At 39.8% G+C, this 24,277-nt stretch carries 21 protein-coding genes and 1 pseudogene; 16 read left to right on the top strand and 6 right to left on the bottom strand.

The features are described from left to right. Positions 1 to 7 precede the first annotated feature (7 nt). Entirely contained in the window at positions 8 to 1,819 is a 1,812-nt protein-coding gene (locus tag BSEPE_RS06590; protein WP_066045332.1) for a ribonuclease catalytic domain-containing protein, read from the top strand. On the opposite strand, the gene BSEPE_RS06585 is transcribed toward BSEPE_RS06590, so the two are convergent. Both BSEPE_RS06585 and BSEPE_RS06580 read right to left on the bottom strand, forming a co-directional pair. Further along, complete coding sequence (locus BSEPE_RS06585; protein WP_066045331.1) at positions 1,796 to 2,500, bottom strand: UDP-2,3-diacylglucosamine diphosphatase; 705 nt, start codon at positions 2,498 to 2,500, stop codon at positions 1,796 to 1,798. The genes BSEPE_RS06590 and BSEPE_RS06585 overlap by 24 nt on opposite strands. A 159-nt stretch (positions 2,501 to 2,659) precedes the next feature. After that, positions 2,660 to 3,142 (bottom strand): annotated as a pseudogene (locus tag BSEPE_RS06580) (peptidylprolyl isomerase); the annotation flags it as partial. 98 nt (positions 3,143 to 3,240) lie between these two features. Here BSEPE_RS06580 and rplU point away from each other — a divergent pair. The 4 genes from rplU (at position 3,241) to fabG (ending at position 5,575) form a co-directional block, all read left to right on the top strand. Further along, a complete protein-coding gene (gene rplU / locus BSEPE_RS06575; RefSeq protein ID WP_066045328.1) occupies positions 3,241 to 3,552 on the top strand; it encodes a 50S ribosomal protein L21 in 312 nt (103 codons plus the stop codon). 13 nt (positions 3,553 to 3,565) lie between these two features. Next, complete coding sequence (gene rpmA / locus BSEPE_RS06570) at positions 3,566 to 3,823, top strand: 50S ribosomal protein L27 (RefSeq protein ID WP_066045325.1); 258 nt, start codon at positions 3,566 to 3,568, stop codon at positions 3,821 to 3,823. Positions 3,824 to 3,899: 76 nt separating this feature from the next. Continuing rightward, the gene (gene fabD, locus BSEPE_RS06565; protein WP_066045324.1) at positions 3,900 to 4,832 is read left to right on the top strand and encodes an ACP S-malonyltransferase; all 933 of its coding nucleotides are present in this window, start codon (positions 3,900 to 3,902) and stop codon (positions 4,830 to 4,832) included. After that, complete coding sequence (gene fabG, locus BSEPE_RS06560) at positions 4,829 to 5,575, top strand: 3-oxoacyl-ACP reductase FabG (RefSeq protein WP_066045322.1); 747 nt, start codon at positions 4,829 to 4,831, stop codon at positions 5,573 to 5,575. Before fabD ends, fabG begins: the two co-directional genes overlap by 4 nt. An 8-nt stretch (positions 5,576 to 5,583) precedes the next feature. Here fabG and tadA read toward each other — a convergent pair whose 3' ends face one another. Both tadA and guaA read right to left on the bottom strand, forming a co-directional pair. Continuing rightward, positions 5,584 to 6,042 carry a tRNA adenosine(34) deaminase TadA gene (tadA, locus tag BSEPE_RS06555; RefSeq protein ID WP_066045320.1) on the bottom strand — a complete coding sequence of 153 codons (459 nt, stop codon included), beginning with the start codon at positions 6,040 to 6,042 and terminating at the stop codon, positions 5,584 to 5,586. Positions 6,043 to 6,044: 2 nt separating this feature from the next. After that, positions 6,045 to 7,619 carry a glutamine-hydrolyzing GMP synthase gene (gene guaA, locus BSEPE_RS06550; RefSeq protein WP_066045318.1) on the bottom strand — a complete coding sequence of 525 codons (1,575 nt, stop codon included), beginning with the start codon at positions 7,617 to 7,619 and terminating at the stop codon, positions 6,045 to 6,047. 83 nt (positions 7,620 to 7,702) lie between these two features. On the opposite strand from guaA, the gene clpS reads away from it, so the two are divergent. Genes clpS through BSEPE_RS06530 form a run of 4 tightly spaced genes read left to right on the top strand, consistent with a single transcriptional unit; the run spans position 7,703 to position 12,694 of the window. Continuing rightward, positions 7,703 to 7,996: an ATP-dependent Clp protease adapter ClpS gene (gene clpS / locus BSEPE_RS06545; protein ID WP_066045316.1), complete on the top strand. Its 294-nt coding sequence runs from the start codon at positions 7,703 to 7,705 to the stop codon at positions 7,994 to 7,996. 8 nt (positions 7,997 to 8,004) lie between these two features. Continuing rightward, on the top strand, positions 8,005 to 10,230 hold the full coding sequence (clpA, locus tag BSEPE_RS06540; protein ID WP_066045314.1) for an ATP-dependent Clp protease ATP-binding subunit ClpA: 2,226 nt from the start codon (positions 8,005 to 8,007) through the stop codon (positions 10,228 to 10,230). Next, positions 10,227 to 10,976 (top strand): 5'/3'-nucleotidase SurE, encoded by a 750-nt coding sequence (gene surE, locus BSEPE_RS06535; protein WP_066045312.1) that lies wholly within the window; start codon positions 10,227 to 10,229, stop codon positions 10,974 to 10,976. The genes clpA and surE overlap by 4 nt, the downstream gene beginning before the upstream one ends. Beyond that, positions 10,949 to 12,694: a phosphoethanolamine transferase gene (locus tag BSEPE_RS06530; RefSeq protein ID WP_066045310.1), complete on the top strand. Its 1,746-nt coding sequence runs from the start codon at positions 10,949 to 10,951 to the stop codon at positions 12,692 to 12,694. The genes surE and BSEPE_RS06530 overlap by 28 nt, the downstream gene beginning before the upstream one ends. On the opposite strand, the gene BSEPE_RS06525 is transcribed toward BSEPE_RS06530, so the two are convergent. Further along, positions 12,691 to 14,379 (bottom strand): glutamine--tRNA ligase/YqeY domain fusion protein, encoded by a 1,689-nt coding sequence (locus BSEPE_RS06525; RefSeq protein WP_066045308.1) that lies wholly within the window; start codon positions 14,377 to 14,379, stop codon positions 12,691 to 12,693. The genes BSEPE_RS06530 and BSEPE_RS06525 overlap by 4 nt on opposite strands. A 50-nt stretch (positions 14,380 to 14,429) precedes the next feature. Between BSEPE_RS06525 and BSEPE_RS06520 the strand changes: the two genes are divergently transcribed. The 4 genes from BSEPE_RS06520 (at position 14,430) to BSEPE_RS06505 (ending at position 18,292) form a co-directional block, all read left to right on the top strand. Continuing rightward, complete coding sequence (locus BSEPE_RS06520; protein WP_066045306.1) at positions 14,430 to 15,626, top strand: glucose-6-phosphate isomerase; 1,197 nt, start codon at positions 14,430 to 14,432, stop codon at positions 15,624 to 15,626. Next, positions 15,620 to 16,453, top strand: a complete 834-nt coding sequence (gene galU / locus BSEPE_RS06515) for a UTP--glucose-1-phosphate uridylyltransferase GalU (RefSeq protein WP_083502996.1) — start codon at positions 15,620 to 15,622, stop codon at positions 16,451 to 16,453. The genes BSEPE_RS06520 and galU overlap by 7 nt, the downstream gene beginning before the upstream one ends. Before the next feature lie 95 nt (positions 16,454 to 16,548). Beyond that, complete coding sequence (locus tag BSEPE_RS06510; RefSeq protein ID WP_070104574.1) at positions 16,549 to 16,842, top strand: helix-turn-helix domain-containing protein; 294 nt, start codon at positions 16,549 to 16,551, stop codon at positions 16,840 to 16,842. Then, a complete protein-coding gene (locus BSEPE_RS06505; protein ID WP_066045303.1) occupies positions 16,829 to 18,292 on the top strand; it encodes a TolC family protein in 1,464 nt (487 codons plus the stop codon). Before BSEPE_RS06510 ends, BSEPE_RS06505 begins: the two co-directional genes overlap by 14 nt. Here BSEPE_RS06505 and glmS read toward each other — a convergent pair. After that, a complete protein-coding gene (gene glmS, locus BSEPE_RS06500) occupies positions 18,279 to 20,120 on the bottom strand; it encodes a glutamine--fructose-6-phosphate transaminase (isomerizing) (RefSeq protein ID WP_066045300.1) in 1,842 nt (613 codons plus the stop codon). The genes BSEPE_RS06505 and glmS overlap by 14 nt on opposite strands. Positions 20,121 to 20,140: 20 nt before the next feature. Here glmS and BSEPE_RS06495 point away from each other — a divergent pair, with 20 nt between their 5' ends. From BSEPE_RS06495 to alaS, 3 genes are read left to right on the top strand one after another with little or no spacing between them, the layout of a single operon-like run. Continuing rightward, complete coding sequence (locus BSEPE_RS06495; RefSeq protein WP_083502994.1) at positions 20,141 to 20,995, top strand: PHP domain-containing protein; 855 nt, start codon at positions 20,141 to 20,143, stop codon at positions 20,993 to 20,995. Continuing rightward, complete coding sequence (locus BSEPE_RS06490; RefSeq protein ID WP_066045296.1) at positions 20,995 to 21,609, top strand: L-threonylcarbamoyladenylate synthase; 615 nt, start codon at positions 20,995 to 20,997, stop codon at positions 21,607 to 21,609. Before BSEPE_RS06495 ends, BSEPE_RS06490 begins: the two co-directional genes overlap by 1 nt. 36 nt (positions 21,610 to 21,645) lie before the next feature. Next, positions 21,646 to 24,243: an alanine--tRNA ligase gene (gene alaS / locus BSEPE_RS06485; protein WP_066045294.1), complete on the top strand. Its 2,598-nt coding sequence runs from the start codon at positions 21,646 to 21,648 to the stop codon at positions 24,241 to 24,243. Positions 24,244 to 24,277: the final 34 nt, after the last annotated feature.

Here is a 24,277-nt window from a genome sequence, read left to right as displayed (position 1 = left end):
CGCTTTAATGAAGAATTCTCTGGTTGCCTACAAGGGCAAACCTGCACGCATTACCGATATTGTTGAAAGCAAGTTCGCCTTAGAATTTGCCGATGGTGCAACGCTAAAAGTACGCGAGAAAGATTTTCGATTTATTCATCCGGAATTTACCACAGTCAATGAAGACTACTCAAAAGCCGACTTTGAAATGTTGGCAGAATTTCAAGAAGAAACCTTAACCCTGCAAGAAATTACCGAATGGCTGTTTGACGAATATACGGCGCAAAACGCTTGGTGTGTGTGCCTAATGGTGGAAGATGGGCTGTATTTTTATTGGCAAAAAGACCGTATTTTTGTGCGGCCGACTTCGCAGATTGAGAATATACAAGCAAAGCGCGATGCTGAGAAATTGGCGGCACAAAGTTTGACACATTGTGTTGAGAATTTGTCTAATAACACCTTTAATGAGGCAGATGAGCCCTACCTTAAAGAGATTGCTAGAGTAGCGCTTAATCAGTCGAAAACGGCAAAAATTTTAGCGCAAGTCGGTGTGGAAAATACACCCGATGCAGCGTATCAATTGTTACTTAAAATTAAATATTTTGCAGTAGATTTTAATCCATATCCTGCCCGTTTTGCCATTCCTAAAGACGAAGAAATTGCAGTGAAAGTGCCAGAAATAGAGCGCGTTGATTTAACGCATTTGACTTGTTACGCCATTGATAATGACGGCTCAAATGATGCCGATGATGCCATTAGTATTGATGGCAATACGCTGTGGGTACATGTGGCAGATGTGGCAAATATTGTACCATCTGGGTCGGATTTGGATGTTTATGCACAGGAGCGAGGCTCTAATTTTTATTTGCCGAATGAAATTATTCATATGTTGCCAGTTTCAGTGACGGAGGCATCAGCCTTAGGGGCAACGGAAAAATCAGACGCTTTGTCATTTAGTTTTGAATTTGACGGTGAGAACATTAATAATATTAAAGTTATGCAAAGTGTGGTTTGTGTGACTAACACCACTTATGAAGCGGTAGATGAGATGTTGATGGCGAATTCTAATGAGGATTTGGCACGCATCAAAGCGATTGGCGAGGCGCATAAAAAATATCGAGATGCCCAAGGGTCTATTAACCTGCATTTGCCAAATGTTGATGTGCGCTTGGTTGATGGAAAAGTCATTATTGCACCTCAAGCGACCAGTGCCAGTCGAGATTTAGTGGCAGAAATGATGGTGATGGCAGGGCGTACAATGGCACAATTTACGAATGATAATCTAATTCCTGTGCCTTATGCTTTGCAGGATAAAGGAGATTTTGACGAAGAATTTTTGGCAAAAAAAGACGCATTAACTCTGAGCGAATCTTTTTTAGCGATTAAGAATTTTAAGCGCTCTGCAATTTCAGTTAAACCGTTATTACATTATGGTTTAGGACTGCCTTATTATTTGCGCGTAACCAGTCCGATGCGTCGCTATTATGATTTATTGGCACACCAGCAAATTATTAATTTCATCAATGATAAACCAATGTTGGAAGTGAAACGCGTGAAAGAAATTATCGGCTCAGTTAATATGGCGTTGGCAGATGTCGGCAGGGTTGACCGTTTTAGCAAAGACCATTTTAAATGCGTCTTTTTAATGCAAAATCCAAAGTGGTTGGGTACGGGCATCGTTGTTGATACTCGTGGCGATAAGGCGTTATTTATGATTCCTGAATTAGGGATGATGACGCAGATTAAATTTAAAAATCTGCCAAAATTAGATGAAGAAATGCAACTTCAGGTGACGCGTGTTAATTTGGTTGATAAATCAGCGAATTTCAAGGTAACTTAACTGCTCGTCAACCTTAATGGCGTTACCTTGGTCGGTGCACCAATCTCCTAGAACAAAACGCGTATAACTGACGCCAATATGCGTGTTTTGACGATGCGTGTGTCCGTGAATTAAATCTGCATTTGGATATTTTTGCATAAATTTATCAGTAAATGCTTGATTAACATCCATAATCTTTCGGGTTTTATACTGCTGCGCTTCCACGCTTTTTTTGCGTAATTGACCGCTGAGTTTTAGGCGGGTCTTTGTCGGTAAACGCAAGAAAATAAATTGGGTGATTGGGTGTCGTAGAATGCTTTTTAACTTTTGGTAGTTTTTATCATCAGTACACAATTCATCGCCGTGAATTAAGACATAATTTTTGTTTTCGGTCGTTAATAAGTAAGGGGTTTTTAATAACACGCATTCCGTTTGTGTGACAAAATCATCACCCAATAAAAAATCACGATTGCCCCCAGTAATAAAAACTTTGGTCGTGCTGCTCAACGCTTTTAATGCGGAAATAATACTCGGATAGTTATTAATTGACAAATCGTCACCCAGCCAAGTGTTAAACAAATCTCCTAAAATAAAGAGTTGATCTGCTTGCGATGCCTGTTCTTGGCAAAACCTGATAAACAGATTGGTTTTTTCTGTTTCACCAGAGATTAAGTGTAAATCTGCAATCAGTAAAGTTTGCATTGATTATTTTTTGGTTGTTTTTTTAGTTGCGGTCTTTTTGGTGGTTGCTTTTTTAGCGGTTGTTTTCTTGGTGGCAGGATTTTTCACAACAGCTTTCTTAGCAACAGGTTTCTTTTTCGTAGCAACTTTCTTAGCAACAGGTTTCTTTTTAGTTGGCGTTTTTACGGTGGCTTTAGTAATGATAACGGCGTCATTCGGTACATCAGCATGCATACCGAGATTGCCCGTATTAACATCATTGATTTTATCCACAATTTCTTCACCTTTAACCACTTCGCCAAATACACAATAGCCCCAGCCGTCTTGACCTGGATAGTCTAGGAAACTGTTGTTGCTAGTGTTAATGAAGAATTGTGAACTGGCTGAATGAGGTGCCGCTGTTCTTGCCATTGCTATAGTGTATTTAGAATTTTTTAACCCATTCTTGGCTTCGTTTTTAATTTCTTTTTTGCTTGGCTTTTCTTTCATATCTTCTGTAAAACCGCCGCCTTGAATCATAAAATTTTTAATCACACGATGAAAAATTGTGCCATCATAAAAGCCAGATTTGACATAATCGATAAAATTTTTGCTGGTTATCGGTGCATTTTTGGCATCTAATTCGATGTGAATGTCGCCCATATTAGTTTTTAAAATAATCATTGTGTGCTTGTCTAAACAAAAATGTAAATTATACCTTTCGTAAACACATCGCTTAGCGTATAATTTCTCCTTTTTACGACACACAGATAGGTTTTATTATGTACGCAGTTATCAAAACAGGTGGTCAACAGTTTAGAGTTGAGCAAGGTATGACACTAAAAGTTGAGAAATTAGAAGTTGAAATAGGTAAGAGCATTACTTTTGACGATATTTTAATGGTTGCTGATGGCGACAAAGTTCAAATCGGTGCACCAACCGTTGCAAAAGCTTCTGTTGAAGCGAAAATCATCGCACAAGGCAAAGGTAAAAAAGTACATATCCTTAAATTCCGTCGTCGTAAGCACTCAATGAAGCAACAAGGTCACAGACAATTGTTCACTGAAATTGAAATCACAAAAATTAAAGCATAAGGAGAAATAGACCATGGCACATAAGAAAGCAGGCGGTAGTACTAATAACGGCAGAGATTCGGTATCAAAAAGATTGGGTGTTAAGAAATTTGGTGGTCAAGTTGCTTTGGCGGGTAATATTTTAGTGCGTCAAAGAGGCACTAAATTCCATCCAGGCACCAATGTCCGTAAAGGTAAAGACGACACTTTGTTTGCCACTGCAGATGGTAAGGTTGTTTTTGCTAAAAAAGGTAAATTTATGCGTCAATATATTTCTATTGAATCTGCATAATTTGTTTATCAAATAAGCATTTAAAAAAAGCACTTTCGGGTGCTTTTTTATTATTTAAAATAATAAAGGATTTATCATGAAATATTCTATCGTATTCCCAGGGCAAGGCTCTCAATCTCTTGGTATGTTGTCTGATTTGGCGGATAATTTTGCATCAGTTAAAGTGACTTTTGAGCATGCAAGTGATGTATTGGGTTATGATTTATGGAAACTCACGCAAGAGGATCAAGAGGGGCTCAATCAAACACAAAAAACGCAGCCAGCAATGTTGGCAGCGGGTTATGCAACTTATGAAGTGTTGGAAAATGAAATAGATTTATCACCTGTTTGTATGGCAGGACATAGTTTGGGTGAATACACAGCATTGGTGGCTTCGGGTGCATTGGGATTTGCTGATGGCATTAAATTGGTGCAGCATCGCGCAGAGTTAATGCAATCGGCCGTGCCTGCTGGCGTTGGTGCAATGGCGGCGATTTTAGGTCTGGATGATGAGACTGTGGTTAAGGTTTGCACACAATATTCAGGTGAGGGTATTGTTGAAGCGGTGAATTTTAATTCTAAGGGGCAAGTGGTGATTGCGGGTAATAAAGAATCTGTTGATGTAACTTGCGATTTGATGAAAGCGGCAGGTGCAAAACGCGCGGTGATATTGCCAGTGAGTGTGCCTTCGCATTGTTCACTGATGAATGATGCGGCGACGATGTTGGCAAATGCGCTGCAGGGTGTTCAATTTAGATTGGGTGGTGTTGATGTGTTGCATAATGTAGATGCAAAAAAAGCAACCGATGCCGATGATATTCGTGCAAAATTAGTAGCGCAATTACACCGACCAGTTTTGTGGACGGGTACGGTTCAAGCGATGCACGATATGGGCGTTTCAAGATTAATTGAAGCAGGACCAGGTAAAATATTGACGGGATTGACGCGTAGAATTGAAAAATCATTAACGGCAAGCGCCATTTTGACCACAGAAAATATTGCGGCAATTTCACAGGAGATAGAACAATGAACAATTTAGCGGGAAAAATCGTTTTAGTCACTGGCGCAAGCCGTGGTATTGGACAAGCCATCGCCCTTACTTTGGGTGGCGCAGGTGCAACTGTCATCGGCACAGCGACCAGTGATAAAGGTGCAGATGCAATCAGCGCAACACTTAAAGAGAATGGTGTAATTGGTGTGGGCATGGCATTGAATGTCACTAACAACGACCAAATTGCCGAAGTGATGAATGCTATTGTTGATACTTATGGCGCGGTAGATATTTTGATTAATAACGCTGGAATCACGCGTGATAATTTGCTGATGCGTATGAAAGAAGAGGAATGGGATGATATTATGAACACTAATTTAGCCTCTGTTTACAAAATGTCAAAAGCTGTTTTGCGCGGCATGATGAAGAAAAAAGCAGGTCGTATTATTTCAATTGCTTCTGTCGTTGGTGCAATGGGTAACGCAGGGCAAACCAACTATGCTGCCGCAAAAGCGGGTATTATGGGTTTTACCAAATCCCTCGCTAGGGAAGTTGGTGCTCGTGGTATCACTGTCAATGCAGTGGCACCAGGGTTTATTAAAACCGATATGACGGATGCGTTGCCAGAAGAGCAAAAAGACGCTTTAGCGAAACAAATTCCGATGGGTCGATTGGGCTTGGTTGAGGAAGTTGCTAATTCGGTATTGTTCTTGGCAGGGGATGCAGGTTCTTATATTACCGCTCAAACGCTTCATGTCAATGGTGGTATGTACACCGTTTAACAGTCTCTTTAGCGACGACGCTTAAAAAAGTTTTGTAGTAAGGTTTTACACTCGGTGGCAAGTATGCCGCCTGTTACTTGTATGTTGTGATTGAAGCAATCACTGTTTGCAAGATTTTGGCAGGAACCACAAACACCTGTTTTTTCATCAAAAGCACCGAATACAATGCGATTTATACGGGCATGAACCATTGCACCTAAGCACATTGTACAAGGTTCTAAAGTCACATATAAGGTTGTATTGGGTAGGCGGTAGTTGTTCAGTTTTTCGCCTGCTTTGCGTAATAATTGAATTTCCGCATGGGCGGTTGGATCGTTGTTGCTGATAGGTTGATTGTGAGCGCTAGCAATGAGTTGTTCATCTTGTATTAGGACAGCACCAACGGGGACTTCATTTATTTTTTCAGCGAGTAATGCTTGTTCTATTGCTAATGCCATCCATTGAGAGTCAATGAGATTATCACACATTATTATTCCCACTCAATCGTTGCTGGTGGCTTGCCTGAAATGTCATAAACCACGCGAGAAACACGCGATATTTCATTCATAATTCGGTTAGAAACGGTGTCTAAAAAATCGTATGGCAAGTGCGCCCAACGGGCGGTCATAAAGTCGATGGTCTCAACAGCGCGCAGAGCAATGACATAGTCGTAGCGGCGTTCATCGCCAGTAACGCCGACGGATTTAATAGGTAGAAATACAGCAAAGGCTTGATTAACTTTATCGTATAAATCGTTTTTATAAAGTTCATCCATAAAGATAGCATCGGCTTCGCGCAAAATATTGGCATACTCTTGTTTGACTTGCCCTAAAATACGAACGCCTAAACCCGGTCCTGGAAATGGATGACGGTAAAGCATATGGGCAGGGATGCCGAGTTTGACACCGATAGTGCGGACTTCGTCTTTGAATAATTCTTTAAGTGGTTCGACCAATTCAAAGGCTAAATCATCGGGCAATCCACCAACATTGTGGTGGGATTTAATAACCTTTGCCTTGCCCGAAGCAGCGCCTGCTGATTCAATCACATCGGGGTAAATAGTGCCTTGGGCCAAAAATTTAATATTATCAAGGTGTTTTGCTTCTTCTTCAAATACCTCAACGAAGGTGCGGCCAATAATTTTGCGTTTTGCCTCCGGTTCATTTTCATTAGACAAGGCATTGTAGAATTTTTCTTGTGCATCAGCACGGATAACTTTAACACCCATATTTTCAGCGAAAGTTTTCATGACTTCATCACCTTCGTTGAGTCGCAATAGTCCGTTATCCACAAAAACACAAGTCAATTGATTGCCAATGGCTTGGTGTAATAGCACGGCAACAACGGAAGAATCGACACCACCTGACAGTCCTAGTAGGACATTGCCATCACCGATTTGATTTTTTAATGCTTGGATTAAATCGGTAATAATATTATCGGTGGTCCAGTTTTTCTCACAGTCGCAAATACCAGAAACAAATCGCTCTAAGATGTGTACACCTTGTTTTGTATGCGTAACTTCTGGGTGGAATTGCAAACCATAATAGTGTTTTTCTACATTAGCAAACCCTGCAATCGCACAATTATCAGTAGAAGCGATGAGTTTAAAGCCTTTTGGTAATTCTTTAACCTCAATGCCGTGACTCATCCATACATCCAACAAGCCATGACCTTCGTCATTAACTTCGTCCATAATATTATTTAGTAACGATGAGTGATTGCGGGCACGAACTTTGGCAAAGCCGTATTCGTGTTTATCAGCTGAAACAGCCAAACCGCCGAGCTGCGTTGCCATCGTTTGCATGCCATAACAAATACCTAAAATTGGCACACCAAGGTCAAAAACGATTTGTGGTGCTCTCGCAGAATCGTCCAAAGTTACGGTATCAGGACCGCCTGAAAGGATGATACCTTTTGGGTTAAATCGCTTAATGAAATTCTCATCAACATCGTAAGGTAACAACTCACAATAAACACCGATTTCACGCACGCGACGAGCAATAAGTTGTGTGTATTGCGAACCAAAATCAAGGATAAGAATTTTGTCTTTGTGAATATTTTCCATTACGGCTACTATAAAATAATAAAGACTCTATTTTAATGAAAATTACATTGTTAAAATAGCACTCTTTTGTAAAGATTCTATAGATGGACGATACATTGACCAAAACGGCAAAGCCGAAACTCAAAAAGCCCAGTCAATTTCAAGTGCTGCTGTTGAATGACGACTATACCGAAATGGATTTTGTTATTGAGGTGTTGATGCAGTTTTTTGCCAAAACTGAAGAAGCCGCACACGCAATTATGCTTAAAGTTCATATTGATGGCGAAGGTGTCTGCGGTATTTATTCGCACGATGTGGCACAAACAAAAGTAACGCAAGTAATTGATTTTTCCCGTAGCAACGAACAACCGTTGATGTGTGTCGTTAGGGAAGTATAATACGCATTATGATTGAAGCTGGCTTACAACAAGAAATTAATTACATTATGACCAAAGCGCGTAACAACCGTTTGGAGTTTGTAACGGTTGAACATTTATTAATTGCTTTGTTTAATATTGACGAAGTGGTGAGTTTTTTACGCAATAAGCAAGTGAATTTGGAAGAATTTCGTGCTGATTTGGAAGACTATATTGATTCAAATACGCCGCTTATTCCTCAGCAATCAGAAATCGATATTGTGCCTACTGTAGGCTTTCAACGCGTGTTGCAACGCAGTGTTTATCAAGCACAATCAGCACAGAAAAATACAGTTTATGCAATGAATATTTTGGTCAGTATTTTTTCTGAAAAAGAATCTTATGCGGTTTATTTACTTAAGCAAAATGGCGTTTCTCGCCTTGAAGTGATGGAGGCTATGTCAACGCAAACAGCCGCATATACTGATGATGATAGGGATTATAAAACCGATGCCAAGCCAAAGAAAAAGAACAAAAATGCGTTAGAAACTTACACCACTAATTTGTGCGAAAAATCGAAGTCTGGCAAGATTGACCCGCTACTTGGTAGAGAAGAAGAGGTGTTACGCACAGTGCAGATTTTATCCAGACGCCGTAAAAACAATCCTTTGTTTGTTGGACAGGCGGGCGTAGGTAAAACGGCAATTGCACAAGGAATCGCCAAAAAAATTGTCGATGGAAAGGTGCCAGAGGTTTTAAAAAATGCTAGTATTTACTCATTAGATGTAGGTGTGTTGGTTGCAGGAACAAAGTATCGGGGAGATTTTGAGAAGCGTTTGAAATCGGTACTCAGTGATTTAGAAAAAATCCCTGATGCTATTTTGTTTATTGACGAAATCCATACTATTGTCGGTGCAGGTAGTGTGTCTGGTGGCTCATTGGATGCGTCTAATTTGTTAAAACCCGCATTGGCGGATGGCACATTGAAATGTATGGGTTCGACGACTTACGAAGAATATCGCAAGGTATTTGAAAAAGACCATGCGCTATCGCGTCGTTTTCAAAAAATTGACATTGATGAGCCATCGGTAGATGACACGATTAAGATTTTAAATGGCTTGAAAGAAGCTTATCAAACGCATCATAAGGTTAAATATTCTAAGGCATCGTTGGTGTCGGCAGTGGAGTTGTCACACCGTTATATGAATGACCGTCGCCTGCCAGATAAAGCAATTGATGTGATCGATGAAGTTGGTGCCCTGCAACAAATTCAACCTAAATCTAAACGAAAAGTGAATATTGGTGTGGGCGATATTGAAGACATTGTCGCAAAATTAGCGCGTATTCCGTCGCGACAAGTGACAAAGGATGACAAGTCTTTATTGAAGAGCTTGGAAGCAGATTTAAAACTCGGTGTGTTCGGACAGGAGAAGGCAGTTGAAAGTCTATCGACGGCTATTAAATTATCTCGTTCGGGTTTGGCGCACGAAGACAAGCCAATGGGCTCTTTTCTATTTGCTGGTCCAACAGGTGTTGGTAAAACCGAGATTTGCAAACAACTTGCTCGCATTATGGGGGTTAAATTATTGCGTTTTGATATGAGTGAATATATGGAACGCCATTCAATATCAAAATTGGTGGGCTCACCACCAGGTTATGTGGGTTACGATGAAGGGGGCTTGTTGACCGAAGCGGTGAATGCTAATCCATATGCAGTATTGTTGTTGGACGAAGTTGAAAAAGCGCATCCTGATATTTTCAATTTATTATTACAGGTGATGGATAACGGTAAACTCACTGATGCGAATGGACGAGAAGTTGATTTTAGCAATGTGATTTTGGTAATGACCTCTAACATTGGTGCGCAAAGTGTTGGGCGTGCATCAATTGGCTTTAACGAGCAAGACCATTCGTTGGACTATGAAGGTGAATTGAAAAAAGCCTTTACCCCAGAATTTAGAAATCGTTTGTCTGAAGTCATTTATTTCAATTCATTAAACGAAAAAACCATTGTTTTTGTTGTTAATAAATTCTTGTTTGAATTAGAATCGGCTTTAGAAGACAAAAATGTCTCCCTAATCGTCTCAGAAACCTCAAGAAAATGGTTTGCCAAAAACGGTTATGACGCCAAAATGGGTGCTCGCCCAATGTCACGATTGATAGAAAAAGAAATCCGAAAACCCTTAGCGGATGAGTTGTTATTTGGTAAGTTAGTCACAGGAGGCACTGTCAAAGTTGAGATTAAAAAAGACAAAATCACACTTACCATTAAATGAAAATATTAATCAGTAATGATGATGGTTTTGATGCGCAGGGCATCAAAACTTTGGTGCAATATTTATCCAAAGATCATCAAGTGGTTGTGGTGGCGCCAAATGAAAATAAATCTGCATCCAGTAGCTCTTTAACACTAAATAGAGCCTTGCAACCGATTAAAATCAAAAAAAATACCTATAGCGTTGATGCCACGCCGAGTGATTGTGTGCATTTAGCGCTCAGCGGACTGTTGGAGGATGAATTTGATTTGGTGGTTACAGGGATTAATTTTGGAGCGAATTTAGGGGATGATGTGATTTATTCTGGCACAGTTGCTGGGGCAATTGAAGGGCGTTTTTTAGGGTTGCCATCGTTAGCAATTTCATTGGCGAGCTGGGAGGGCGAACATTTTGAAACAGCGGGTATCATCGCACAAAGATTGGTTGCACAAATTTCTCACGCCCCCTTATCACACGATACTGTTCTGAATGTCAATGTACCCGATGTGCCGATTGATGAGATTCAAGGTTTGCAAACCACGCGTTTGGGCAAACGACACCAATCTGAGCAAAGCCTGCCCGATAAAGACGATGCCTCAAAATTTTGGATTGGTGAAAATGGTAAGGAAGCAGATAATGGTGTGGGAACGGACTTTTATGCAGTTGCCAATGGTTTTGTTTCAGTTACGCCATTGCAAATTGATTTAACAAAATATAATGAAATGGATACGGTTTCCCTATGGTTAGATTTGATAGAGCAGGCTTAAAAATTCTACTGATTTGGCTGGGCATTACTTTGCTTGATTTATTTGTAGTGCGTGATTTTTCTTGGATATTTGAGCATTGGAATTCTAAGCGTGTGGTTGTTAATTATGGTTTAACAGCGTTAGCAATGATGTTACTTTTGTTTATTCTTAGTCCGATTATTAGATACTTTAAGACAGGTAAATATCTTGTTTTTGCCTTTATTGCCGTACCAATGTGGGTACAAATGTCGCATTATGAGGTGTATCGTAGTTTTGCGAGTAGCTCAGGTTTTCGTGAATTTTCACAAGATCCGTCATTGGTGTTGAGTGTGTGGATGGACCAATTTAATTGGCTAAAATCCACTATTATTTTGCTGTTTGTCTATGGATTATTAAGCTTATTATCAGGTGTAAAAACCAAAATAGTCAGATGGCGTTATGGGTTAAATGTGATTGGATTTACACTGCTATATTTACTCACAACTTTTAGTTGGTATGGGGTGAATAATTTTCAAAATTCAACGCTGTCATATTATTCTACCTTGTTGCAAATGTCACGCATGCAGGTATTAGAATTCAAATATGACAAACCGAGTGTTATTCCTAGCCAATTATCAACCGAGGGTTTGCCGAATATAATTTATATTGTGGGCGAGTCGTTGACGCTTTCGCACATGAGTATTTACGGTTATAAGCGCAATACCACGCCACAATTAGCACAACTTGAAAAAGACAGGCAATTGATTAAATACAATAACGCACTTAGTATTGGCACTCATACCCGCCTCAGCGTTCCATATATGTTGGTGGGCATTGAAGGTATTGATCCAAAAGGCAGGATTTATCAAACCCCAACCGTGTTTAATTATGCCAAAGCGCGAGGTTACACCACAGCGTTTATCAGCGCACAGGATACAGATTGGGGTCATATTAAAGAAATGTTTGTTGATGAAAGTGTGGATTATTTTTGGCATGGTGTGGATATGAATAAGAACGCATCGGTACACAAAGGTGCCGATGATATGCGTGTGTTGAATGAGATTGCACTGCCGTATATTGCCAAAGTTGGTAAACAAAAAACGCCGTTTTTCTTAGTCTTACAAATGGATGGGTCGCACTATCCTTACGCAGAACATTCCACCAAAAAACATAAAATATTCTTACCTGAAAATACGCCAAATTCTATCAATGCCTATGACAATACCGTGGTTAAAACTGATGAATATCTGTTTAAAATCATTCAAAAAATGCGACAAGAATATCCAAATAGTTGGGTATTTTATTCTACTGACCACGGGCAAGGTTTGGGTGGTAAAGCAGGGAAATTCAACCAAGACCCACACTTGAATACTATTCATAATCCACTCTTAATCTCTGCACCAAAATCCAAAATTGCACAATTGTTACGCAACCAAGATGCGCCTGTATCGCAGGCAGATATTGTGCCGAGTATTTTGGATATTATTGGTATGAAGCCTGATAAAAATATCAATGGGAAGTCTTTATTAAAACCAATAAATTCAAATCGATTGAGGGTGGTTAGCCAATATATGCCAACGCAACACAATGACCCAAGAGCAGTTTTGGCAGAGCCTAATTTAAAACTTTACACACTTGATTTTGAAAAAATGAGCGTCAGTTTTCCCGACGAAAAGAAAGTCATTCATTTTAAAGATTGGGACGCACGACATCAAAAAATATTCATTGGAGCGAGGTTTGGATCTTTAATTGCGAATTAACTGATTTTTGACGAACTCCAAGTATCCCTTAGTCCAACTGTTTTATTAAATATTAAATATTTACTTTCATCTTTATCATCACGGCAGAAATATCCTTCTCGTTCAAATTGATAAGCCTGTTCGGGTTCTGCATTTTTCATCCCTGGCTCAACCACGCCATGAGTCGTTATCAAAGATTCTGAATTGAGTAATTGTTCAAAATGGTCGTTTTTACCTGGGTTTTCAAGGGTAAATAATCTATCATATAATCGGAATTCTGCTTTAAGGGCTTTGCTGGCTTCAACAAAATGAATCACACCTTTGACTTTACGCCCATCAGCAGGGTTTTTGCCTAAAGTCTCTGCATCATAAGTCGCATAAACCGTAGTAATATTGCCGTCAAAATCAGTGTCAAAAGTTGTGGCATTAATCACATAAGCATTACGCAGGCGCACTTCTTTATTGAGTGCTAAGCGTTTGAATTTTTTGTTCGGTGCAACTTCTTCAAAGTCAGACCTGTCAATATAAAGCATTCTTGAGAAGAAAATTTCTCGCTTGCCCATGGCTTCGTTTTGCGGGTGAATTGGCGCTTGCAATGACTCAATTTTATCCTCTGGATAGTTTTCAATAATAACTTTAATCGGGTCAATAACGCCCATCGTGCGAGGTGCAACGGTATTCAAATCATCACGAATGCTGGCTTCTAAAATGGACATATCTGTCATACTGTCTACTTTCGATATGCCAATTCTATCGATAAAATCACGAATACCTGCCGCCGTATAACCACGACGACGCAAGCCCGATAGGGTTGGCATCCGTGGGTCATCCCAGCCAGTAACCAAATTGTATTCTACCAATTGCTGCAATTTGCGTTTGCTCATTACTGTGTATTCAAGATTTAGGCGTGAAAATTCATATTGATGGGGGCGATTGGGCTTGTTAAAATCGTCCAAGTTCTCCAATATCCAGTCATACAAGCGACGATTGTCTTGGAATTCCAAAGTGCACAGTGAATGAGTAATACCTTCAATTGCATCACTAATACAATGGGCAAAATCATACATTGGATAAATACGCCATTCGTTGCCGGTCTGATGATGTTTGTCAAAACGGATACGGTAAAGTGTCGGGTCACGCAGACATATAAACGGGGAAGCCATATCAATTTTGGCACGCAAAACGCATTCGCCTTCAGAAAATTTTCCATCTTTCATCTTCGCAAGTAGGTCTAAATTTTCTGCTTTTGAGGTATCACGATATGGGCTATTTTTACCTGCTTGTTTTAAAGTGCCACGATATTCACGCGTTTCTTCCGCATTCAAAAAGCACACGAATGCCAATCCCTTATCGATTAATTCTTTGGCGTATTGGTAAAATTTTGGAAAATAATTGGAAGTATATCTAACCTCGCCATCCCAATCAAAACCCAGCCATTGCACATCATTTTTAATAGAATCAATGAATTCTACCTCTTCTTTAGAAGGATTGGTGTCATCAAAACGCAAATTACATTTACCGTTATAATCTTTCGCTAAGCCGAAATTCAGGCAAATAGATTTGGCATGACCGATATGTAAATAGCCATTTGGCTCAGGTGGAAAACGGGTTTGAATTGAATCGTGCAAGTTTTTATCCAAGTCATCGTTAATCTGATGACGAATAAAATTAATCACGGGCTTGTTGTTTGTTGTATTGTCGCTCATAGGTGGTAAATTATAGCGTGATAGTAGCGGTTATGGTTATAATAACTCGCATGGAATACAATAAAAACTTCTACCAAATTCATTCTAATGACGATATTTTTCAACGCATTAAAGATGAGCGCGCGGAAATTGGCTATTATGATTTACCCTATCAAGATACTAACGACATCAAAAATTATGTTGCCACAGTCAGGCAACGGCACATCGTCGTACTGGGTATTGGCGGTTCAAGTTTGGGTGCAAGGGCCATTTATGAATTTTTATTGCCGTCAAATAAATATCAAAAAGATTTGATTTTTTTAGAAACGGTTGACCCACTCGAAATCAAATATTGCCTAAAGAAATTAGACATTAATGATGCGCACTTCGTTGTCATTTCAAAGTCAGGTAGTACCATCGAAACCATCAGCTTGTTTAAATATTTAAGTACTTTGGTGGAAGTAAACGGTAAAAATTGCACCATCATTTCTGAGGCAAAAACAAAGTTAACAAAATACGCAAACAACAACGATATCAAGGTTTTTGAATTGGCTGAGAATATTGGCGGTCGTTTTTCCGTATTCAGCGTGGTCGGTTTAGTACCCCTTGCGATGGTGGGCGCTGACATTGATAATTTATTGAATGGTTGTAGGCGCGTTTCTGATAGTTTTTTTAAGCAAAAAGAATACTACCAGCCGATTATCAGCAAGGCGCGATTTTTGGTAGAAAATAAAGCGCGATTTAACATTAACGCGATTTTTTCTTATTCTTCTTCATTGGAGAGTTTTAACAAATGGTATGTGCAACTTTGGGCAGAAAGTTTGGGCAAGCTCAACATTAATAAAACCCGTCAAGCATTAACCCCAATTGCCCTAATTGGTCCAGTGGACCAACATAGTTTTTTGCAATTAATTATTGACGGTGTGCGTGATAAAACCGTGACTTTCATCAAAATTGCTGATTTAAAGGACGATACTATTATTCCAAAATCCAGTGCAAATTTAGGTTTAGAATATGCCGAAGGGTTGAGTTTTAACGACCTCTTAAACAAGCAAGCCGATGCCACTATTCAATCTGTCGAAGCGCAAAAAGACATCCCCTGTGATGTCATCACTATTTCTACCGTTGACGAATACAATATTGCTAAATTAATGTTTAGTTATCAACTTTTGGTATCCACCATTGGGCAATTTTTACAAATCAACACCTACGACCAGCCCGGCGTGGAAAATGGAAAAGTTATTCTTACCAATGCGCTCAAATGTTGATCAATAAATGCCTATTCCCGGTTGCAGGCTATGGCACGCGTTTTTTGCCTGTTACCAAGGCTGTTCCAAAAGAGATGCTACCCATCCTTGCTAAGCCCTTAATTCAATACGGCGTGGAAGAGGCTATGAGTGCGGGCATCACCACAATTGCAATGGTAATTAGCAAGCACAAGCAAGCCATCAAAGATCATTTTCGAGCACATCCAGAAATTGAATCTAGCGTACAAGGCACCGCCAAAGCTTCATTGTTAGATGAGGTCAATTATGTCACCGAACACTGTGATTTTACCTATATCGAACAACAACAAATGTTAGGCTTAGGTCATGCAATCCACAGTGGGCAACCCCTCATCGGTAACGAAGCATTTGCGGTGATTTTGCCCGACGATTTATGTACCAATGTAGGTGATTCAGTCCTTGCACAAATGACCAAACTCTACGCACAACACCCAGATTGTTGCATCGTTGCTATTGAAGAAGTGCCGATGGATGAAGTTGATAAATACGGTGTCATCGATGGCAAATTATTAGACAATTCCGACAACGCCTATCGCGTCCATAATATGCTAGAAAAGCCAGACTCAGCGGATGCACCCACCAATTTAGCCATCATTGGTCGCTACATATTGACGCCAGAAATATTCACAGTTTTAGCTAACACCCAACCCGATAAAAATGGCGAAATCCAAATTACTGATGCATTAATGATACTAGCCAAACAAGGTAAGGTTATCGCCTACAAGTTTCAAGGGCAACGATTTGATTGTGGTAGTATCAAGGGTTTCGTAGAGGCAAACACTGTTTTTTTAAAAACTTCGTTTATGTAACACCTGATAAATGACAAGGTTCAATCTTGCCATTTATTAACTTTTTTTAAATATCCTATTATGGAATATTTATTGTTCTAATTTAAAATAATAAAATGAGTAGACGAAATCCATTTGACAAACGCCGAGAAATTTTAAGACAATTGTTAGTGAACGCAAGGAGGCATCAAAAAGTCACCCAGAAACAACTTGCAGCAGAATTACAAACAACCCAATCTTTTGTGAGTAAGTATGAGAACGGTGACCGTCTTGTCGATTTAGTAGAAACACATCAAATTTGTCAAGCACTTGACTATTCTTTTGTCGAATTAACAAATAACTTTGAGATGGCAGTTAATGAGGAGTCTGCCAACTACAACGGTAGAAATCAAAAAGATGAAAAAAAATAGCATTTGGATGGCTTTGTGTGCCTTGTATTTACTTTCCGTTAATGTGTTAGCGTTAACCGAACAAGCATTAATTCAAAAAGTCTTGATAAATCATAAGTTATTTGAAAGTGATGAGATTGATATGCTTATTCAACAGCGGCGATTAGAATCAAGAGAACGAGATTATTATGGTTGGCGCTTAGATTTGACGGCTAAATACGGTATTGAGAAGGATTCAACCGATAAAGATACTAGTTACACTTACACTCGAAATCAAACAGACCGAAATATAGGGCTAAAACTTTCAACTGCTTTTAAAAATGGGTCGTCATTTAGTGTTGATTTTGATAGAAAATTGCCAATTGATGAGCAAGAAAAATATAAAAGTGGGGTGTATTATCAAGATAAAAAGCTTTCTGAGCGCAATAATGTTTTAACCACTAAAATTAATATTCCACTATTAAAAAATTCGGATGGCGGAAGCAGTAAAGCACTTTATGATTTGGCTGAAATTGACCAAAAAGTAGAGATTTTAGAGTTATTGGAAAACAAGGAAGATGAGGTTGCAGATGCGTTAACTGCGTTTATTGATTTGGCAATAGGCATCCAGCGTTTGCACATTTACAAAGACAGATTGTCTGCGTTTAAAAAAATCAAAGCGTATGTCAAACAGCGTAAAAATGACAGCAAGTTATTGGCGACGCAAATTCAAAAAACTAAAACAAGTATTGCACAATCCGAGTCTAATTTAGCGTCTTCAATTTTAACATTAAAAACTTTTATTGACTTTAATAAAAGCGATTTATCAACCATTAATTTTAATGCCGATATTCGTTGTGTGTTGATTGAAAATAGTCAGGAATACTTGCAAAAACATAGCCGTGATTTACAAATATCTAAACTGGATATTGGCAAGAAACAGCGCTATATTGATGCCTATAAAAATAAAGGTTTGGCGGATTTAGATATTAATCTTAGTCATATTAAAACACAAAATAAAGGTAATTATTCTAGCTACTCTTATAAGAATGCCAACGAATATAAAATCAGCCTAGATTTATCCTATCCATTAAGTGGCAACCCTATTAATGACTACAATCTATTTAAATCCAAGTTAGAAAAAAGTAAAAAACAGACCGATTATGAGATTGATTTAAAAGACAAAGTATTGGATGCTAAAGTTTTAAAGAATGATTTAAAAATTGGCAGTCAAACATTAGACAGTTATTACAAAGAAAAATTAAAACAACAGCAAATCACTGTAGAACTAGACAATTATCTTTCAGGTGATGGCAATATTCGTTTTGTGTTAGATGAAATATATGAGCATTATCAAACGCAATTGGATTATTTATTAGTTTTGAAAACTTATCATCAAAAACGCATTGAATACGATAATTTGTTAGACAGATTAGTAAAAAGCAACGCCTGTTATTTGTGTGATAATGATAAATCGCTTATTCCACGGTAACCGACTTAGCTAAATTACGCGGCTGGTCAACATCAGTACCTTTAATTAAGGCGACATGGTAACTGAGTAATTGCAAGGGGATTGTAAATATAATTGGGGCAGTGATACGACCTAAGTTATTGGTAATAGGGATAATTTTTAGTCCGTCCATTGGCGTGACTTTGGCATCTTCATCTTCAAAGACAATCATTTGCGAACCGCGGGATTTTACTTCTTGGAGGTTAGATTTGAGTTTATCCAAGAGTTCGTCATTTGGTGCAATTGCGATGACGGGGGTGTCTTTGCCAATTAAAGCAATGGGACCGTGTTTAAGTTCGCCAGCGGGGTAGGCTTCAGCGTGGATGTAGCTAATTTCTTTGAGTTTGAGGGCACCCTCCATGGCGATAGCATGCATTGAACCTCGACCCAAGAACAAGGCATTAAATTTATCTTTGAAAGTTTTGGCGAGTTCAATGATTTGGTCTTCTTGCTTTAGGGCTTGTGCGACTAACCCAGGTAAGCGATTTAAACCATCAACGATTGCTTTTTCTTGTGCTGTTGACACCCGATTGTGGCATCTGCCAATGGCAACGGAAAGCAGGGCGAGCGAAACCAATTGTGTGGTGAATGCTTTAGTGCTAGCGACACCGATTTCAACGCCAGCGTGCGTGAGGAAAGTAAGTTCTGATTCCCTGGTGAGGCTAGATTCTGCACTGTTGCAAATGGTTAATGAGTGGATATTTTCTTTGCGTTTTTTGACAGCGCGAAGGGCTTCCAAAGTGTCGGCAGTTTCACCACTTTGGGAAATAGTGATGAATAAAGTATTGTCTAAAATGATGGGGTTGCGATAGCGATATTCGCTAGCAACTTCAATATGCGTTGGAATTTTAGCGATGCCTTCTAGCCAATATTTTGCCACTAATCCTGCGTTGTAACTAGTGCCACAGGCGATGATTTGAATGTGTTCGATTTTTTGAAAAATTGCTTTGGCACTGTGTCCAAAGGCAGATGTGAGGATTTTGTCTTTGCTAATGCGAGACTCTAAAGTGTCGGCAATGGCTTGCGGCTGCTCAAAGATTTCTTTTTGCATATAGTGGGCGTAATCACCTTTGGAAATTTTTCCACTTTCGAGTTTTGAGGTTTTAATTTCTCGCTCTACGGGCGCGCCATCTTTGTCGAAAATGTTGACAGTGTCCGTGGTAATATTGGCAATATCACCTTCTTCTAAAAAGATGAATTGTTTGGTGACTTCTAAGAGTGCCATTTGGTCTGAGGCGATAAAATTACCTTTGTCGCTGACACCAATAACCAAAGGCGAACCACTTCTAGCGACAACGATGTGCCCAGGGTTTTTTGGCGAAATGACACCGATGCCATAAGCCCCTTGGAAGGTTTTGACGGCTTTTTGTACGGCTTCCAGCAAAGTATCGCTGTCTTGTAATGTTTGGTGAATGCTGTGGGCAATAACTTCGGTGTCAGTGTCAGAGGTAAAATGATAACCTTGTGCTTGTTGTTTTACTTTTAGCTCTAAGAAGTTTTCAATGATGCCATTATGCACCACGCCAACATCATTATTACAAATATGTGGATGTGCATTCTTGGTGGTGGGCTCGCCATGGGTTGCCCAACGGGTGTGAGCAATGCCGACACTACCGCTAACAGTTTCTGCATTAATGCTATTTTCAAGGTTGACAACTTTTCCTACTGAACGAGCGCGCTGTAGTTCGTTGTCGTTGCTTAAGACTACCAAACCTGCTGAGTCATAACCACGATATTCTAAGCGTTTAAGACCTTTAATTAACAGAGGTGTAATGTTATTTCTACAAATCCCGCCGACAATTCCACACATATAAATAGTAATTAATATTAATGTTTAAAATTATAGTCAATATAATGAGTGCCATGATTGATTTACACAACCATTCTTATTATTCCGATGGCGTTTTGTCGCCGAGTGAGGTTGTGCGTTTGGCAAAAAACTCAAATTGCGAGGTGTTTGCCCTTACTGACCACGATACCACAGATGGATTAGACGAGGCACAAAAAGAGGCTGATAACCAAAATATTAATTTGATTCACGGCGTCGAAATATCAGCAATGTGGAGCAATATGACCATTCATATTGTTGGACTGAAGGTGGATAAAAGCAATCCAGTTTTGCAAGCAGGGCTAAAGCGGCATCAAGATTTCCGTCAACTGAGAGCCGAAAAAATGGCACGCGGTTTAGGCGGTGCGGGGGTTTATAATGCTTTGGAAAAAACGCAAGCACTGACCAAAGGCGGGATGGTAACTCGCACGCATTTTGCACAAATGTTGATACAGGAAGGGGTTTGTAAAGATATGAAATCTGTCTTTAGACGCTTTTTAACAGGTAAAAAGCCCGGAGGTGTTGGTGGACAATGGGCGCAATTTGACGAAGTGATATCGTGGATTCATTCGGCAGGAGGTGTGGCAGTATTAGCCCATCCGCTAAGATATAGAATGACAAACACCAAAATTCAACGAATGTTTTCACATTTATCTAACGCTGGATTGGATGGCGTAGAAATCGTGACGGCACATAGTTCTGACGAAGAAATTACCCGTGTATCAAAGTGGGCGGATGACTATAATTTACGCTATTCTTGTGGGTCGGATTATCATGGCTGGGGCAATCAGAGGGTGCAAATTGGGCGTTTAAAAGATTTTCTGAATATGGATAAAGCAATATGGAAGGCGTGGTAATGGCACAATTGTTTGTAATTCATCCACAAAATCCACAAGCTCGATTGGTGAAGCAGGTGGTGGATATTTTGAATAAAGGTGGGGTGGTAGCGTATCCGACCGATTCTGGCTATGCGCTAGGCACGGCGATGGGAAATAAGGATGGTTTGGCGCGAATTCGTAAGATCCGGAATTTGTCAAAACGCCACGATTTCACTTTGATGATGAGGGGTTTATCGGATATTGGTGAATATGCAAAGCTGGATAATAATGCCTTTCGTTTGTTAAAAAAGATTCTACCAGGGGCTTATACTTTTATTTTGGCAGGCACACGAGATGTACCGAAGCGCCTATTGCACCCGAAAAAAAAGACAATTGGGCTGAGAATTTCAGCGCATAGCGTCGTGCAAGCGATTCTTGATTCGTTAGATACCCCATTGATGAGCGTGTCATTAATCCTTGAAGGACTTGATTTTTATGACATTGACGATGTGCGCGATGTATTGGATAGGCAGGTAGATGTCATTATTGATGGTGGCTATTGTCCGCCAGAGCCGACAACAGTGATTGATTTGTCATCGGGCGGGGTAGAAGTTATTCGTCAAGGTGCAGGTGATATTTCATTTATTGAATAGGTATAATTAAGCACTTTATTGGAAAGTTATACACAAATGAAAACCGCACAAATTAGACAGAAATTCTTAGATTTTTACGCTTCAAAGGGGCATACCATTGAGCCAAGTGCTTCGCTTATACCCCATAATGACAAAACTTTATTGTTTGTGAATGCGGGTATGGTGCCGTTTAAGGATGTATTTAGCGGCATAGAAAAGCGTCCTTACACGCGCGCCGCCTCATCCCAGCGTTGCGTGCGCGCAGGTGGCAAGCACAACGATTTAGAAAATGTTGGTTATACTGCAAGACACCATACTTTCTTTGAAATGTTGGGTAATTTTTCATTTGGCGATTATTTCAAACGCGAAGCCATTCAATATGCGTGGGAATTCTTGACGGTAGAAATTGGACTGCCAAAGGAAAAACTTTGGATTAGTGTATTTGAAGAAGATGATGAGGCAGAAGATATTTGGGTTAATGAAATTGGTTTTCCAAGAAACCGTATTTCTCGTTGCGGTGCAAAAGATAATTTTTGGCAAATGGGAGATACTGGACCTTGCGGGCCATCAAGTGAGATTTTCTACGACCATGGCGAGGACATTGCTGGCGGACCTCCGGGTCACGCTGACGAAGACGGCGACCGTTATATTGAGATTTGGAATTTGGTTTTTACGCAATACGATAAACAAGAAGATGGTTATCTAAAACCGTTAGATGCGCCCTGTGTTGATACAGGTATGGGGCTTGAACGCTTAGCCGCAGTATTGCAACACAAGAATAATAATTACGATACCGATGGCTTTAAATCTTTGGTTAAAGCCGTGGTGGGTTTAACACCAAAAGGTGATAATATTAAGACAGATAATGCCTCAGTTCGAGTGATTTCTGACCATATTCGCTCAACTGCATTTATGATTGTCGATGGTGTAATTCCGTCAAATGAAGGGCGTGGTTATGTGTTGCGTCGCATCATTCGTCGTGCGATTCGCCATGGGCATAAAATTGGCATTAATAAAGTATTTTTCTATCGTTTAGCACCTATTTTAGCGTTAGAATTCAAAGATGCTTACCCAGAACTGAAAAAATCTTTGGCAAATGTTGAAAAGGTTTTGAAGCGTGAAGAAGAAAATTTTGCCCAGACGCTAGACAAAGGCATGGGCATTTTGACAGAGGCAATCATGCAACTTAAAGGCAATGAAATTGATGGAAAAACCATTTTTAAACTTTATGATACCTATGGTTTTCCAGCGGATTTGACAGCTGATGTGGCGCGTGAATATAATTTAACCATTGATATGGCAGGCTTTGAAGTTGAAATGACCAAGCAAAGAGACCGCGCCCGTCAAGCAGGTGATTTTAAAACCACACAAAAAGGTGTGGCAATCAGTGAAGCAACCAATTTTTTAGGCTATGAGCAATTAGAAAATACATCAACCGTGCAAGCTATTATTCAAGAGGGCGAGTTGGTAGAAAGCATTGACGCAGGTAGCCAGGCGATTGTGGTGTTAGCAAGTTCAAGTTTTTACGCTGAATCAGGTGGACAAGTGGGCGACTTAGGTACGCTGTCAAATGCTGATATTTTATTTAAAGTCGGCAATACGCAAAAGCAAAAATCAGGCGCATTCGAACATCATGGGCTTTTGGAAAATGGCACCTTGAAAGTCGGCGATGTTGTTAGCGTAAATGTGGATAAAGCCACGCGCAAACGCATCGCTCGTAATCACTCTGCCACGCATTTATTACACGCCGCACTCAGAGTGGTTTTAGGTGAAACCGTTACCCAAAAAGGCTCGTTAGTCGATGGTGAAAAATTGCGTTTCGACTTCTCACACGATGAAACCATTACCAAGGTTGACCTTGGAAAAATCGAAGGCATCGTTAATCGTAAAATTTTAGGCAATACCAAAGTACATACTAATGTTACCGACATTGAAAGTGCTAAAAAGAGGGGCGCAATAGCACTTTTTGGCGAAAAATACGGCGATACTGTGCGCGTCTTAACCATGGGAAAAGGCGATTTCTCAGTAGAGCTTTGTGGTGGAACGCATGTTAATCAATTGGGTAACATCGGTTTGTTTAGAATCATTTCTGAGGGTGGCGTTGCTGCGGGTGTGCGTCGTATTGAGGCAATGACAGGTTATGATGCTTATCAATTTGACAATCAAACCCAAGAGTGCTTGAGTCAAATTGCACAAATGACAAAATCCAATAATACGCAAGCAGTAGAAAAAGTTGCACAACTCATTAAAACCCAAAAAGACTTAGAAAAACAAATCGCTTCTTTCCAAAAACAACTCGCTAGCAATCAAGGTGACGATTTAATTAATCAAGTTCAAGAAGTGAATGGCATTAAATTACTATCAAGTATCGTTGAAGGTGTGAGCGGTAAAGATTTACGCGACATTGCTGATAAATTAAAAGACAAATTAGGTTCAGCCGTGATTGTCTTAGCCGCCGTTGACGGTAATAAAATCGCCTTAGTCTCTGGTGTTACCAAGGATTTAACCGACAAATATCAAGCTGGAAAAATCCTCAACCATGTTGCTGCCCAAGTTGGCGGAAAAGGTGGTGGTCGCCCCGATATGGCACAAGGTGGTGGCACGGATCCAAGTAGTTTAAATGTGGCACTTACCTCAGTTAAAGATTTAATTTAGACAATAAAAAACCCGCATTCGCGGGTTTTGTTAA

Source organism: endosymbiont of Bathymodiolus septemdierum str. Myojin knoll, from assembly GCF_001547755.1.
Lineage (GTDB): Bacteria > Pseudomonadota > Gammaproteobacteria > PS1 > Pseudothioglobaceae > Thiodubiliella.
The sequence above is the reverse complement of the archived record's forward strand: the minus strand, read 5'-3'. Positions and strand labels throughout refer to the sequence as shown.

What these genes read in the sequence shown, in the direction of transcription:
- BSEPE_RS06590 (WP_066045332.1), top strand. Translation starts at nt 8, where the DNA reads ATGAAGAATTCTCTGGTTGCCTACAAGGGCAAACCTGCACGCATTACC.
- BSEPE_RS06585 (WP_066045331.1), bottom strand. Translation starts at nt 2,500, where the DNA reads ATGCAAACTTTACTGATTGCAGATTTACACTTAATCTCTGGTGAAACA.
- rplU (WP_066045328.1), top strand. Translation starts at nt 3,241, where the DNA reads ATGTACGCAGTTATCAAAACAGGTGGTCAACAGTTTAGAGTTGAGCAA.
- rpmA (WP_066045325.1), top strand. Translation starts at nt 3,566, where the DNA reads ATGGCACATAAGAAAGCAGGCGGTAGTACTAATAACGGCAGAGATTCG.
- fabD (WP_066045324.1), top strand. Translation starts at nt 3,900, where the DNA reads ATGAAATATTCTATCGTATTCCCAGGGCAAGGCTCTCAATCTCTTGGT.
- fabG (WP_066045322.1), top strand. Translation starts at nt 4,829, where the DNA reads ATGAACAATTTAGCGGGAAAAATCGTTTTAGTCACTGGCGCAAGCCGT.
- tadA (WP_066045320.1), bottom strand. Translation starts at nt 6,042, where the DNA reads ATGTGTGATAATCTCATTGACTCTCAATGGATGGCATTAGCAATAGAA.
- guaA (WP_066045318.1), bottom strand. Translation starts at nt 7,619, where the DNA reads ATGGAAAATATTCACAAAGACAAAATTCTTATCCTTGATTTTGGTTCG.
- clpS (WP_066045316.1), top strand. Translation starts at nt 7,703, where the DNA reads ATGGACGATACATTGACCAAAACGGCAAAGCCGAAACTCAAAAAGCCC.
- clpA (WP_066045314.1), top strand. Translation starts at nt 8,005, where the DNA reads ATGATTGAAGCTGGCTTACAACAAGAAATTAATTACATTATGACCAAA.
- surE (WP_066045312.1), top strand. Translation starts at nt 10,227, where the DNA reads ATGAAAATATTAATCAGTAATGATGATGGTTTTGATGCGCAGGGCATC.
- BSEPE_RS06530 (WP_066045310.1), top strand. Translation starts at nt 10,949, where the DNA reads ATGGTTAGATTTGATAGAGCAGGCTTAAAAATTCTACTGATTTGGCTG.
- BSEPE_RS06525 (WP_066045308.1), bottom strand. Translation starts at nt 14,379, where the DNA reads ATGAGCGACAATACAACAAACAACAAGCCCGTGATTAATTTTATTCGT.
- BSEPE_RS06520 (WP_066045306.1), top strand. Translation starts at nt 14,430, where the DNA reads ATGGAATACAATAAAAACTTCTACCAAATTCATTCTAATGACGATATT.
- galU (WP_083502996.1), top strand. Translation starts at nt 15,620, where the DNA reads ATGTTGATCAATAAATGCCTATTCCCGGTTGCAGGCTATGGCACGCGT.
- BSEPE_RS06510 (WP_070104574.1), top strand. Translation starts at nt 16,549, where the DNA reads ATGAGTAGACGAAATCCATTTGACAAACGCCGAGAAATTTTAAGACAA.
- BSEPE_RS06505 (WP_066045303.1), top strand. Translation starts at nt 16,829, where the DNA reads ATGAAAAAAAATAGCATTTGGATGGCTTTGTGTGCCTTGTATTTACTT.
- glmS (WP_066045300.1), bottom strand. Translation starts at nt 20,120, where the DNA reads ATGTGTGGAATTGTCGGCGGGATTTGTAGAAATAACATTACACCTCTG.
- BSEPE_RS06495 (WP_083502994.1), top strand. Translation starts at nt 20,141, where the DNA reads ATGTTTAAAATTATAGTCAATATAATGAGTGCCATGATTGATTTACAC.
- BSEPE_RS06490 (WP_066045296.1), top strand. Translation starts at nt 20,995, where the DNA reads ATGGCACAATTGTTTGTAATTCATCCACAAAATCCACAAGCTCGATTG.
- alaS (WP_066045294.1), top strand. Translation starts at nt 21,646, where the DNA reads ATGAAAACCGCACAAATTAGACAGAAATTCTTAGATTTTTACGCTTCA.